9 protein-coding genes are annotated in these 14,491 nt (G+C 46.6%); 5 read left to right on the top strand and 4 right to left on the bottom strand.

Going from position 1 to position 14,491, the window contains the following annotated elements; all coding sequences use genetic code 11:
- Position 1 precedes the first annotated feature (1 nt).
- The 4 genes from cas3 to EDC45_RS07275 all read right to left on the bottom strand — a co-directional run bounded on the left by cas3 (position 2) and on the right by EDC45_RS07275 (position 7,233).
- A complete protein-coding gene (gene cas3 / locus EDC45_RS07290; protein ID WP_133544990.1) occupies positions 2–2,536 on the bottom strand; it encodes a CRISPR-associated helicase Cas3' in 2,535 nt (844 codons plus the stop codon).
- 313 nt (positions 2,537–2,849) lie between these two features.
- On the bottom strand, positions 2,850–4,097 hold the full coding sequence (locus tag EDC45_RS07285; RefSeq protein WP_133544988.1) for a sigma-54-dependent transcriptional regulator: 1,248 nt from the start codon (positions 4,095–4,097) through the stop codon (positions 2,850–2,852).
- Between the two features lie 2 nt (positions 4,098–4,099).
- On the bottom strand, positions 4,100–6,007 hold the full coding sequence (locus tag EDC45_RS07280; RefSeq protein WP_133544986.1) for an ATP-binding protein: 1,908 nt from the start codon (positions 6,005–6,007) through the stop codon (positions 4,100–4,102).
- 2 nt (positions 6,008–6,009) lie between these two features.
- The gene (locus EDC45_RS07275; RefSeq protein ID WP_133544984.1) at positions 6,010–7,233 is read right to left on the bottom strand and encodes an ABC transporter substrate-binding protein; all 1,224 of its coding nucleotides are present in this window, start codon (positions 7,231–7,233) and stop codon (positions 6,010–6,012) included.
- A gap of 283 nt (positions 7,234–7,516) precedes the next feature.
- Here EDC45_RS07275 and EDC45_RS07270 point away from each other — a divergent pair, with 283 nt between their 5' ends.
- From EDC45_RS07270 to cydC, 5 genes are all read left to right on the top strand, one after another.
- Positions 7,517–8,875 (top strand): MFS transporter, encoded by a 1,359-nt coding sequence (locus EDC45_RS07270; protein WP_133544982.1) that lies wholly within the window; start codon positions 7,517–7,519, stop codon positions 8,873–8,875.
- A gap of 104 nt (positions 8,876–8,979) precedes the next feature.
- Entirely contained in the window at positions 8,980–9,837 is an 858-nt protein-coding gene (locus EDC45_RS07265; protein WP_133544980.1) for a thioredoxin family protein, read from the top strand.
- A gap of 77 nt (positions 9,838–9,914) precedes the next feature.
- Positions 9,915–10,877 carry a thioredoxin-disulfide reductase gene (gene trxB / locus EDC45_RS07260; protein ID WP_133544978.1) on the top strand — a complete coding sequence of 321 codons (963 nt, stop codon included), beginning with the start codon at positions 9,915–9,917 and terminating at the stop codon, positions 10,875–10,877.
- 86 nt (positions 10,878–10,963) lie between these two features.
- The gene (gene cydD / locus EDC45_RS07255) at positions 10,964–12,727 is read left to right on the top strand and encodes a heme ABC transporter permease/ATP-binding protein CydD (protein WP_133544976.1); all 1,764 of its coding nucleotides are present in this window, start codon (positions 10,964–10,966) and stop codon (positions 12,725–12,727) included.
- The gene (gene cydC, locus EDC45_RS07250; protein ID WP_133544974.1) at positions 12,727–14,475 is read left to right on the top strand and encodes a heme ABC transporter ATP-binding protein/permease CydC; all 1,749 of its coding nucleotides are present in this window, start codon (positions 12,727–12,729) and stop codon (positions 14,473–14,475) included. The genes cydD and cydC overlap by 1 nt, the downstream gene beginning before the upstream one ends.
- Positions 14,476–14,491 lie beyond the last annotated feature (16 nt).

Here is a 14,491-nt window from a genome sequence, read left to right as displayed (position 1 = left end):
TCTAAAAATTATATGTAGGCATAATACCGACTTTATCAACCGACAAGCCGTATTCATCGGTGTAATGCCCATCTTTCAAATAGTAAATACCCGAACCTGCTTGCACTTCTTGCAGGGCTTGCTGTGCTTCCAGTTGTTTCCACACATTTGGAAAAACGTTCACACTATACCGTTGTGCCTTTGCCAATTTGCAGTACATTTTTTTTGGTTCCCATTCTCCGCAAAGCGAAGCAATCAACTCCCTGCCTTCGCCGTATGGCACAATCAGGGCACGGGTCGGCGCATCAATGGCTTGGAAAGCCTGTCCCGCGCTTTTGAATGACTGCATCAAGAGCGGAAACGGCTTACTTCTTCGATTGTTTTTCGCCGCATAAACATTTGAAGAATTGTCGGAAAGCCAATCCAGTAGACTACCTGAAGCGCTGTCTTTAACCGCATAGCTCATCTCACCGCTGCGATTGTAAAAATAATATTGGAAATATCGCTGCATGGCGGTAGGTTGTAAAATATCCTGTCCGGCAAATTCGCGCAATATGCGTTCAGCATGGACTTGACCTTGATAAATATCGGGCAATATCCGTGCTAAATTAGTCTCTTGTAAATTCAGTACATAAACCTGCCCTTTACCTTCTTTTTCACCATGACGATTACAACGCCCCGCCGCTTGGGCAATAGAATCCAATCCCCCCAAAGCCCGAATCACACAAGCCATGGAAATATCCACACCGGCTTCGATTAACTGGGTGCTGATGCAAATCACGGGCTGTTTGTTTTTCAGACGGCCTTTGATTTCATCAAAAATGATTTTACGGTGTGCCGAACATTGGTTGGTGCTGAGATGAAACAAGGCTTCAGATGATACGTTTTGCTTTTGGCAGTATTGATACAAATCTTTAGCCCATTCTTTTGTATTTACAATAAATAGACAGCTTGAGAAAGCTTGATACTGTTCCAATAGAAACCCGCCCGCTTCCTCTACCGACCAACCGCCGGCTTTGGGTTGATAGAGGATTTCCACGCGCGATAAATCGTCGAACAGCTTTCTTTTTTCTTGCTCGTCTCCCATAATCTCGGCATTTTCCGCTAACTTTAACTCGCCGAATTCCGATTTGGGCAGCTTATTGAGCAACGGCTGGGTAGCAGTGCATAATATGGCACTGGATTTACCGAATTTAGCTAACCAATTCAATGTGTTACAGAACAAATGCACGCATTTCACCGGCAGAGTTTGGATTTCGTCAAAAATCAGCACGCTCTTGGTCATCGGGTGGATATGACGCGCACCACGCGTGCCACCGCCGAACCAGGCATCGAGAAACTGCACCATGGTGGTAAACACAATCGGCTTATCCCAGTTTTCGGAAAGTAACTTGTCTTGCCAGTTTTGTTTTTCGGGCTCAAGGTTGGAATGGTGTTCCAACACCCATTTTTGACATTCCGAACATACGCGGCACGAATCGCCATTATCTTTTGGGTTTAAACAATAAATCTTGCGTACCGATTCGGCATTTTGGTCAATAATGGAAGTATAAGGAATGATGTAGATAATGCGGTCAAGATTGTGCTTTTGTGCATGATGCAAGGCATAGCGCAGGCTCGCCAGCGTTTTGCCGCCGCCGGTCGGCACGCTAAGGGTGTAAATTCCCTGAGGATCGGCGGCTCGTTGCAGACAGGCATCGGATATATCACGGCGGATTTGGTCAATCGGGTAACGAATCTCAAAATCGGCTAAATGGATTTCGAGCTTCTCTATCACTTCCTGCCAATTCGGCTTTTGAGTCAAGCGGCGTAAATCCTTTTGCGCTTCGCGTTCAAAATCCGCACTGTTGATGCGATCGGCATCAATCAGGCAGCTGAATAAAAAGCGGGTTAGACAGCCCAGATAGAATTCTTCAATTTTATGAGAAGTTTTAATCTTTCCTGCCGGACGCTCCTTCTGAAAAGAATCAACCATTGGCCGCACAATGGGTTTGAGCACATTCATCACTTGGTCAATCAAAGCCTTATCTGCCAAACCATCCGCCTGCCGCTTGATTGTTTCATCGGCATTTTGCTCACATTCGGCCAAATGCGTGAGCACATCATCTCTTTGAAAACGCTTCAACCAAACCGCTTCGCCTTCGGAGTTTAAGCAGTCAATCAACCCAACGCCGTGATGCGAGGCAATGCACAAGCCCAGTATCTGCCCGACCAATTCGCCGATGCCGTTTTGCGCGCCAAACTTTTTCAGACGGCGGTAAATCCATTGAGCCCCTGCTGTCGAGTGGTCTGGTTTATTGGTGTCGTGATCATCAGTGCCAGCATCTTCATCAAAATCATAAAATTCCAAACCATTATTCTTATGTATTCTTTTTTGAAATTTCTTGGAATATTTGCCAAAGTCGTGCATCAAGCCAAGCAACTCGCCCGCTTCGGGCAAATCCAGCTTAGTCGCCAATTCGCGGGCAATCGCGGCGGTTTCGGTAAGATGGATGGCAACGGATTGTTCCGCTTTATCCGTTTTACGAATATGTGCGATAAAAGTTTTTGTTTTCATTAGTTATCCATTAACCGGTTGTCATAAATTTATTCATCAATCTGAACAATGTTCTAGGCCTACAAACAAATTCTACCCTAACTTTTTTATTAAGTATTTGAGCGAGTTCAAATTTTTTAATATAGGCCGGTTGTATTTAAAAATATTTTTCTTCCATATCGGCGCGTTAGGTGCAGTTAGCTAAAAGTGCGGTCAAAAATTGATAAGTTTTTTTGTGTTATGTGCGATTTATAAAATTTTTTCGACAAAAAAATACGGACGCATTGGGCGTCCGTAAATTTATTCTACTCTTGTATTTTGTCGGTGTTGTCTTTTACTCTTTATAATCCGCTTTATTCAGGGCGTATTTTTTCATTCTTAAATACAATTTTTTGCGCGGGATCTGTAAATAGGCCGCTGCGTCGTTAATTTTGCCCTGAAACATATCCAGTACATCGGTAATGACTTTTTTCTCGTATTCATCAATGCGGTTATCCAGCGACAGGCCGTCCTGTCGTTCCGGGATAAAATGCAGATCTTCGTTGCGTACTCGCACGCCCACGGCATAGAGTTCGGCGGTATGAATCAGTTGGGTAATGTTGCCCGGCCAGGGTTGAGCCGTAAGTTTTTTAATAAAATCGGCGTTAATCTGGGGCTTGCGTTTATTCAACTTGCGGCAGGTTAATTCCAGATAATGCCGGAACAATACTTCGATATCTGCGGGACGACGGGACAAGGGAATACATTCTATGCAGGTTAGGGAAAAAGCATAGAACAGTTCCGGCAGCAATTTGGATTCCGTCAGCAATTGCTGAGGGGAATAGCGGCTGAGGGCGATAATCCGTAGTTTGGAATCGGCGTAATGAATATATTGGGTCAGCACTTTTTGCGCCGCTTCGCTCAGATGTTCAATATTTTTAATAATCAGCACACCTTCGGCTAAACCCGCCAAATATTGCTGTAACTGTTCATCATCATAATCGGAGAGCAGTTCCAGAGTTTTACAGGTGCTGAAACGGGGCTGAGATAATTTATACAGATAACGGGCGGTTAAGCTTCTACCGCTACCGGGCTGGCCGAAAATAAATACCGGTAGATCCGTTTCCGCCAGCTGCTGTAAATAGGCTCTTAACTGCTTAATCCAGCTGCTGCGCCCGATAAATTGTAATTCCAGTTCCTGTTGCTGCGAGCTTTTAAGGGATAAATAGCGGCGCCGTTGCAGCAAAGCCTGGCGGATTTGGGTTAACAGTCGCTCCGGTTCAACGGGCTTTTCAATAAAATAAAAGGCGCCCTGTTGCATCGCTTCTATGGCCATGGGTACATCGCCATGACCTGTAATCAGAATCACCGGTAAATGTTTATCCTTATCCCGAATATCTTGTAATAACTGCCAGCCCGATAAGACCGGCATATAGATATCGCTGACCACTACGCCCGGCCAGTCCGGCTCTAGGGCATCAAGCGCCTGTTGCGGATCGGTAAAAGCTTGGGGCGCATAGCCTTCCATTTCCAACAAGGCGCAGTAGGCATCCAATACGTCCTGATCATCATCGACTAAAAATATCTGCTCTTTCTCTGCCATAATTATTCCTGTGAATTGAGGTACGGAAAATTCAAAATAACCACCGCACTTTTAGTTAAATCCGAAGCGAGGAAAAGCCGTCCGCCAAACTGCTGCATAATACGCTGACAAATGGTTAACCCCAAGCCTAACCCAACGTTTTTATTGGTATAAAACGGCTGTAATAATTTATCGACGGATTCCGTTCCCCATCCCTCTCCGTTATCTTTAATCCTTATGCTGACGGAAGTTTCGTCCCTTATAACCTCTATATGGATTTTCGGGGTGTTGCGGCAGGCTTCCAACGAATTGGTAAACAGATTCACCAGGATCTGTTCCAACAATCCTTTATTTGCCGCTACCATTCCATTGCCCTTCAAACTTAGCTGCGCCCGCAAAGGACGATGACGAAATTCCAACAATGCCCAGGCTTCATTCACCGCCTCGGCGATATCCACCTGTTCCAGCTCTCGCTGATCATGACGCTTGCTAAACTGGCGCAATCCTTTAATAATATTGCCGATTCTGTTACTCAGGCGGGTGATTTTATCCGTATAATCCAGCGCATTGGAATAATCCTGTCCCTGTATAAATTTTTTTAAGCCGAACAGATAAATGGAAATGGCATTTAAGGGCTGATTAATTTCATGAGCCAAGGTGGTCATGGTCTGCCCTACAACTGCAAATTTTGCGGTCTGAATCAGTTCGTTTTGGGTATTGCGCAGGTTTTCTTCAATTCGCTGCCGTTCTTTAATCAGCTCGGAATGGGATTGCAATAATTTATTCAGTTGCGAAATTTCATCCTTACCTTCAAAGTTAAGGGCAAGCTCCTCGTCGCCGCGGTTTAATCTTTTTACCGAATCAATCAGTTGTTCGAATCTGCGGGTTAGATTCAGTTTGATGTAAAAGCGATTAAATCCCCAGATAAACGCTAAGGAAAGAATCAAGATCCCCCCGATAATCAAACCGCTCAACCGAGTCTGTTTTTCCAGTTGCTGATTTAAGCGGGTAAATTTTGTAGTGTATTTGGCAAATAGTTTATCCGTTACCTGTTTAAGGGATTCCAGACGTTTATCCTTGTTTACTTTTGTTTCCAGTACCGAAGCCTGATAGCGACGAAAATTGGCGACCAGATTATCAATCCCCTCGTCGGAATCAAGCATCGCGACCATAGATTCGATCATTTGTTGCAAGGGGACTATGCTGGCGCGGGCCGCCGGCATATTGTGCGGGTACAACATGCGGATCAGGCGCTTGCTTTTCTCATATTCTTTATCTTTGTTCGATTGATCCGATTGATACAAAAACTGCAACAATTCGCTCTTTATCTGTTCTTCCGTTTTGGCCAGAGAATAAAGGGTCTGCAATTCATTCTGTAAGGTTACCCATAGGCGATTTCCGGCATATCGGCTTTGTTCGGAAAAATTTACTTGCTGCCAATTAAGTTCTTGTAATAACGCAATAAATTCATTATTAAAATCATCATGCTGCCATTGTATTTTGGTAATGAGCGCCTGTCTTTCCTGTTCGAGCTGCAAAGCGTGCAGAATATTGCGATTAATATTATCCACCAGTTCCCTTAACCCATTCAGATTTTCAGGAAAAATACGTGCGTATTCCGCATCGGATAAGCGTGCAATCAGATTTTCTATATCGGACAACTGCAAATTAAGCTGTTTAAATGCCTGCTGTCGGGCAGAATTATTTTTAATCAAGGCAAAGCGATCCAGTTCGCTGATAAAGCCGTTAATATCCTCTTCCAACTTTAAAATTAAATTCGTTTTCGGAAAGTAATCCTGCAGAATATAATTCACCTGTTTGGTTTGCTGATACCATGAAAGCAGGCTGACAACCCCGATCAGAAAAGTAAAAAACAACCCTACCGCAAAAGCGTATCTTAAAATATGGGTAATTCTTTTTTTACCGTTCATTGCTATTCTCCCAAACCGCTTAGCACAAGGCTGAGGCGACGGCGAAAAAACTCGGACCATTGCTGTTCCTGTTCCGAGGCAAAATTTTTATCCTGGCTGAAACGCTTTAAATAAAGGGGATCTCGGAGCTGTTCTTCCGTAATCGGAACCTCGAGCAGCAGCTGCCGAAGTGCGGTTAATTTTTGCGAAGTTTTTTGTTCCTTCTGGTAAATTAAACCCCACACTTCTTTCAGCTGAGTTAATCTGAAGGTAACCGCCGTATCAAATAAACGTTCCACCACCTGCTGACGCGACAACAACAATTCGTGATCCAACGGCGGTTGCGCCAAGAGCTTTTGTTGCTGCGGATAAAGAATATTACCCGGCGCCAGCCCCTGGATCGGAAATTTAGCGATATTCGGCGCCGCTACAATCTTTTGCCCTTTGGGACTTTGCAGAAAAGCGATTAATTCTGCGGCGGCACGGGGCTGCAAGCTGTCTTTATGCACGGCGATAAATGTGGGCGAAGCGACGGAGGTGGGAAAATAAACAAAACCTAATTCGCTATCCGCATTGCCCCCATAGGAGTCGATACTGATACCCGCCACGGCACCGCCCATTTTAATACGGTCGGCAACATTAAAACTACGCGAGGAAATCACCGACAGATTCGCCCCCAGATTCAAGATAGTCGCCCAGCCTCGTTGCCAGCCTTTTTGCTGCAATAACATTTCCAACATAATATGATTGGTTCCCGAACGGGAAGGCGATGTCATCAACAAGCCGTTATAATAACCCGGCTGAAACAGACTGTGCCAATCCGTAGGTAAAGGCAAATGGCGCTCCTGCAATAGCTTTTTATTGTACAGAATCCCGTAACCGGAAAATGCCGGTGTCGTGGTCGTGCTTCTTAATGCCGGGGGAATCAGATCGCTGGTATTTTGCAACTCCGCAGGTAATTCCGCCAACTGGCGCTTATCCTGCAAAGCCTGAAATAAAAAAGGCGACGAGCTTAAAATTAAATCGATACGTTCCATATTGCGTTGATTAAGCAAGCGCTCCAACGAAGCCGAAGTTCGGTTAATCAAACGGACTTTGCGCTCGGGAAATTCCATTTGCCAGCGCTGAATAATATTATTCGCCGTGTCCGGTGAAAAAGTAGTCGCCACCACCAATTCCTGCGGTGCGGCATAAGCCGTCGTCCAAACCGCACATAAAAACCATTTAATCAACCCTGTTACTTTCATCTTCACCTCTTTAAATTGTGATCTAAATCACAAATTCAGAAAAAGTATTTAATCTGCTTATGGCGCAAATAGCCTGCTTTTGCCTCAATTCCCCGTCTTTCCGCAAAAGCGCGAAAAAAATCGGCAAAAATGTGTCATTTGCGACTCAAAAAAAGCTGAATTGCGTCAGTTTTAACTTATTTTTCAATGAATTGAATTTTATTACGGGCATATTAACATAGCTTCGAATTTCTTCTTTAAGAAATATTTCACTGTAATTTAACCTAACCCATGAGAACTAATTATGATTTCATTTTTACGCTCCAATCCCGGTGCGCCGGTTCCGGAAACGGAAATCAGAGAACGTTACAATCGTTTAAGATGGCATGCTTTATTCGGTATTTTTATCGGCTATGCCGCCTACTATATTCTGCGTAACAACTTTTTGCTCTCTTCACCCGAATTAATCAGTGAATTCGGTTTCAGTAAAAAAGATATCGGGTTTATTTCCGGTACTATGCTAATCGTTTATGGTGTCAGTAAGGGATTTATGTCCGCTTTTGCCGACAAATCCAATCCGAAGCATTTTATGATTTTCGGTCTGCTGATGTCCGCACTGGTCAACCTAATGATGGGATTCAGCGCTTCTTTCTGGGCTTTCCTATTCCTCTGTATTCTGAACGGGATCTTCCAAGGAATGGGCGCCGGGCCGGCCTATGTGGTACTGGCAAGCTGGTTCCCGCGTAAATCTCGCGGCGTAACCACCGCCATGTTTAATATCTCGCACAATGTGGGCGGCGGTTTGGTTGCTCCTATCGCCGGCGCCAGTATCGCCTGGCTGGGAAATGAACATTGGCAAAGCGCGCATTTTGTGGTGCCTACCGCTATCGCCGCGATCGTCGCCCTGATCTTCTATCTGTTCGGTACCGGACGTACCTATAATGAAGGCTTACCGCCAACCAGTAAAATTCTGGGAACGGAACAAGAAGAACTGATCGTAACCAAAGAGGAAAACGTTAATCTGACCACTTGGGAAATCTTTCGCGACTATATTATGAAAGATATCAACGTCTGGTTCGTATCCTTTATCGATGTCTTCACCTATATGATCCGTTTCGGCGTACTCACCTGGTTGCCTTTATACCTGTTGGAAACAAAAGGTTTCACCAAGGGTGAAATGTCCGCCGCATTCGCCATCTTCGAATGGGCGGCCATTCCTTCCACCTTATTGGCCGGATGGCTGACCGATACATACTTTAAAGGGCGCCGTATGCCGCTGGCCATCATCACCTTAATCGGGGTCGGAGCGGCGATGTTCGCTTACTGGGGCGGCAGCGATCTGTTGACAGTTACTATAGGGGCTGGGGTTATCGGTTGTTTAATCTATGTTCCGATGTTCCTTTCCTCCCTACAAACCATCGAACTGGTACCTTCCTTTGCGGCGGGTTCGGCAACAGGTTTACGCGGCTTGTTAAGCTATGTGCTCGGCAGTTTCTCCGGAACCGCATTATTCGGTATCCTGGCCGAACGTTTCGGTTGGGACGCAGGATTCTACCTGCTGTTATTTGCCGTCGCCGGTTGTATCTTCTGCTGCTACATGACCCATTTGGGCGTGATGCGAATTGAGAAGAAAAAACGTCTGCAAGCCGCTGAAAATAATTAATCCTTAAGGGATCAGGCAATTAACGAATACGGAGAATTTTGAAATTCTCCGTATTTTTTTGTTACAATCGCTCCCATTCTTCAGCCGCTACAAAAGAGATTTTTATGAACGCAACAGAAAATATTATTGAAATTAACGAACAAAATCTGAATGAAACCTTGCAGCTCTCCCTGCAAACCCCGCTGGTTCTGGTTTTTTATGCGCCGGGTGATAAAACTTCCACCGAATTCACCGCACTTTTAAGCAACTATGCGCAGCAATATCAGGGACAGTTTATCCTGGCGAAAGTCAACTGCGAAAACGAACGTATGATCGCCATGCAATTTCGGATCAATAGCCTACCGACCACTTATTTGTTCAAGGAAGCGCAAGCGGTAGATGCTTTCCAAGGGGAACTCCCGGCCGAACAGCTAAAACAGCGGTTAAGCCAAATTCTACCGAAAGAGGAAGAAATTAAATATAACCTTGCCCTGGATTACCTACAGGCGGAAAATTACGATGCCGCTCTGCCGTTGCTGAAAGAAGCCTGGGAGCTTTCCGATCATAAAAACAGCGATATCGCCCTGCTGTATGCGGAAACCTATATTGCCATGCAGAAAACCGAACCCGCCACCGAAATTCTGCAGAAAATACCCCTACAGGATCGGGACAGCCGTTGGCAGGGACTGCAAGCACAAATCGAATTGTTAATTAAAGCCGCGGATACCCCTGAAATCCAGCAATTGCAACAGGATTATGCTAAAAAACCAAGCCCGGAAATCGCCCTGAAACTGGCGATTCAATTACATCAGGCCAACCGTAACGAGGAAGCGCTGGATTTATTATTCTCCCTTTTAAAGCAGGATCTGAACGCGCAAAACGGCGAAGTAAAACAACAGTTTTTATCCATACTTTCCGCTATCGGCAACAACGACCCGGTAACCAACAAATACCGGCGCTTACTTTACTCCTTGTTGTACTAACTATAACGCCCTATAATAAGCGCCACTACTCAGTATAGCCCGCAACGCAGCCGCGTGCGGCGATAAAAAGGATTATCATGTCGGATATCAAACACAGCAAATTACTTATCTTAGGCTCCGGTCCCGCCGGTTATACCGCGGCTATTTACGCCGCTCGAGCCAATCTGAAACCGGTATTGGTTACGGGATTGCAGCAGGGTGGTCAGCTCACCACCACCACGGAAATTGAAAACTGGCCGGGAGATTTTTCCGACACCACCGGGCCGGAATTAATGCAGCGGATGCTGCAACATGCGGAAAAATTCGAAACTGAGATTATTTTCGATCATATCAACCGAGTGGATCTGTCCAGCCGTCCGTTTAAACTGTACGGCGATATGCAGACCTTCAGCTGCGACGCTCTAATTATCGCAACCGGTGCTTCCGCACGCTATCTGGGCCTGGCTTCCGAAGAAGAATACAAAGGGCGCGGCGTATCCGCCTGCGCCACCTGCGACGGTTTTTTCTACCGTAATAAACCGGTCGCCGTTATCGGCGGCGGCAATACTGCGGTGGAAGAAGCCCTGTATCTGGCCAATATCGCCTCCGAAATACATCTTATCCACCGTCGCGACAGCTTCCGAGCGGAAAAAATTCTAATCGATCGCCTATACAAAAAAGTGGAAGAAGGAAAAATTATCCTGCATACCGACCGCACTTTAGAAGAAGTATTGGGCGATAACGCCGGGGTTACCGGTCTGCGCCTAAAAGATACCCGTTCCGCTCAAACGGAAGAACTCAAACTGGACGGAGTATTTATTGCCATCGGTCATGCACCCAATACTGAAATCTTCCGTGATCAGCTGGTGCTGAATAACGGCTATATCCTAGTTAAATCCGGTCTGGAGGGAAATGCCACCGCCACTTCGGTGGAAGGCGTGTTCGCCGCCGGCGACGTTATGGATCACAACTACCGCCAAGCGATTACTTCGGCCGGTACCGGTTGTATGGCGGCGCTGGATGCCGAACGTTATTTGGACGCACTGGACGCTCAACGCTAAACAAGCTTTAATCGGCACGAAAATCCGTTTTCGTGCCGTTACTTTTCTTTTGCGCTCAATTCCTGAATCAATATATCGAAGATATTATGCAAAAATCCCGTCAGAAATACCTGTTCCGCTGGCTAAAAGAGCAACAAACGCCGATTAACCCTTTATTCCGCCTAAATATTTTACTTGCCGCCGCCTCATCTCTTATCCTGGTTGCACAAACCTGGCTGCTGGCAAAATTATTACATGAACTGATTATGAGCGATGCCGATCGCAATGCCCTGCTGCCTTATTTTATCGGGCTGATGGCGGGTTTCGGATTGCGCGCTCTAATCCTATGGCAGCGAGAAAGAATCGGCTTTAACTGCGGCCGTCAACTGCGCAATATCCTACGCCGTCAAATCTTAGCTAAGATTCAGCGTATCGGCCCGGCGGCGGTACAAAATCAGCCGGCGGGGAGCTGGGCTAGCATTATGCTGGAACAGGTGGAAAATCTGCATAATTTCTATGCCCGTTACCTACCGCAGCAGCTGCTTTCGGTCATTACACCCTTGGTGATTCTCATCGCCGTGTTTCCAATTAACTGGGCGGCGGGTTTGATCCTAATGCTTACCGCACCGCTGGTACCGATTTTTATGATTCTGGTCGGTATTGCCGCTGCTGACAGCAGCCAAAAAAATATGGCGACCCTAGCCCGTTTAAGCGCGCAGTTTTTAGATCGTCTGAGCGGTCTGGAAACCCTGCGTTTGTTTAACCAAACCGAAGCGCAAACCCGGCATATTGAAAAAAGCACGGAAGATTATCGCAAAACCACCATGGACGTATTGAAAGTCGCCTTTCTTTCTTCCGCCGTATTGGAGTTTTTCACTGCGATTTCCATTGCGATTATGGCGGTATATTTCGGCTTCAGTTTTCTCGGTCAGATGAATTTTGGTTCCTACGGCACTTCGGTAACCCTGTTTGCGGGTTTCTTCTGCCTGATTCTGGCTCCGGAATTCTACCAGCCGCTGCGCGATCTCGGTACCTATTACCATGATCGTGCGGCCGCTATAGGTGCGGCGGATGCCATTGTCGATTTTCTGGAACAGGATTCTCCCCTGGAACAAGGCGGTGCGGAGGTTCCCCCGACCCTACAGCATCACATAGAAATAAAAGCGGAAAATCTGGTGGTGCTATCAAGCCAAGGAAGCCCGCTTACCAAAGCCTTAAACTTTTGCTTGCCGGCGGGCAGCCATACTGCGCTGGTCGGGCAAAGCGGGGCCGGTAAAAGTTCGCTGATAAATCTGTTACTCGGCTTTCTCCCTTATCAGGGCAGCCTAAAGGTAAACGGTGAGGAACTGCAACAGCTTAACCCGGAACAATGGCGCCGCCATATTGCCTGGGTAGGGCAAAACCCGCTGTTATTGCAGGGAACAATCCGTGATAATCTATTGCTCGGCGATATTAATCCGGACGAAGAGCAAATAGAGCAAGCGCTTACCCGCGCCAACGCGCGGGAGTTTACCGATAAATTGGGGCTCGACTATCAGATTCAAGAAGGCGGCATAGGACTTTCCGTGGGTCAGGCACAGCGTCTTGCCATTGCCCGCGCCCTGCTGCGCAATGGACGCTTACTGCTACTGGACGAGCCTACCGCCAGTCTGGACGCCCGTTCGGAAAATCAGGTATTGCAGGCGCTAAATCAAATCGGCGAGAACAGTACCACTTTAATGGTTACCCACCGAATTGAAGATCTGAAACATAGTGATCAGATTTTGGTTATGCGACAGGGCGAAATCCTTCAACAAGGTAATTTCGATCAATTAAAACAACAAGGTTTTTTTGCCGAACTGCTGGCACAACGAGTACAGGATATTAATTAATGCGTTCTCTGCTTCCTTATCTGAAACTATTTAACCACGCCCGTTTCCCGCTTATTTTCGGTATTGTGCTGATGATTGCCGGACTAGCCTCCAGTATCGGCTTGCTGACCTTATCCGGTTGGTTTCTGGCGGCGACGGCGATCGCCGGTATCGGCAGCCTGTTTAACTTCTTTTATCCTTCGGCCAGCGTACGCGGGCTGGCCATCGGCAGAACCGTCGCCCGCTATTTTGAAAAAATAGTTACTCATGATGCCACTTTTCGCATTTTAGCCAAGCTGCGGGTACGCATTTTCAGCAAAATAATTCCCCTTAGCCCGGCGGTATTAAACCGCTACCGTAATGCCGATCTGCTCAACCGTTTGGTGGCCGACGTAGATACCCTGGATACCCTTTATTTACGCCTGATTGCACCTTTTTTCAGCGCGCTTACGGTGATCGCCTGCATAGGTATCGGACTGGCCTTTATTCATCTTCCCCTGGCGCTGTTTATCAGCCTTAGTCTGCTATTACTGCTAATGGTGATTCCCACGGTTTTTTACCGTTTGGGTACCGCTTTCGGCGACCGCCTAACCCGTTCCCGTTCCGACTACCGCACCGGTTTTATCGAATTTATTCAGTCTCAGGCCGAACTGGTGCTGTTTAATGCGGAAGATAAGCTTAAATCCCGCCTGCAACAAACGGAAAAGGAATGGCAATCCTATCAGCGGCAGGAGGCCAATTTATCCGGATTATCCAGTGCTATCTTGCTGTTTGCCAACGGTCTGATGCTGGCTCTCACCCTATGGTTTGCGGCAGATGCAGAACTGGGATCCGGCGAATATAAAGCCGCATTTATCGCTTTATTTACTTTCGCCGCCCTATCCGCCTTTGAAATTTTAATGCCTATCGGTGCGGCCTTTCTGCATATCGGCCAAATCGTTGCCTCGGCGCAGCGTTTAAACGAACTGGAACAACAAGCGCCATTAGTAAAATTCGATGGAAATCTGACCGCTCTTTCTCAGAACCGGGAACATACCCGAAATTCGCCCGTATTAATACAGTTACAGGGTGTAACATTTTGTTATCCGGGTCATACCGCGGCGGCAGTCAAGGAACTGAATCTGGAAATTAACAAGGGTGAAAAAATTGCCGTTCTGGGTAAAACCGGCAGCGGTAAGTCCAGCATTCTGCAACTTCTGGTTAGAAATTACGACCCTAATCAAGGCGAAATTTTACTGGCGGGACAACCGCTCTGCGCTTACAGCGAAGCTTTTTTACGCAGCCAAATCGGCCTGCTCAGCCAGCGGGTACATATTTTCAGCGATACCCTGCGCAACAACCTGCAAATTGCCGCCCAAGCGCCTATTCAAGAACAGACCATGTATCAAGTGCTGGAACAAACGGGATTATCTCATTTAATCGCCGATGAGGGGCTGGATCTATGGCTCGGCGACGGCGGACGTCCGCTTTCCGGCGGTGAACGCCGCCGTTTGGGATTAGCGCGTATTTTGCTCAATTCCTCCCCTATTCTGCTATTGGACGAACCCACCGAAGGTTTGGATCGGGAAACCGAATATAAGATGCTAAAACTGATCTTTGCCCATTGCCGGGATAAAACCTTAGTGATGATTACCCATAGATTATCGCAAATCGAACAATTCGATCGAATTATGATTATTGATGAAGCCAAACTAATCGAACAAGGCAGCTATGAACATTTGCGAGCAAAACCGCAGGGCGTATTTAAAGCTTTGACGGAAAGAATTTAAGCGGAGGAAGTTTGTG

It is taken from the genome of Mesocricetibacter intestinalis (genome assembly GCF_004363295.1).
In the GTDB taxonomy this organism is placed as follows: domain Bacteria; phylum Pseudomonadota; class Gammaproteobacteria; order Enterobacterales; family Pasteurellaceae; genus Mesocricetibacter; species Mesocricetibacter intestinalis.
This window is presented reverse-complemented; position numbering and strand designations above follow the sequence as displayed.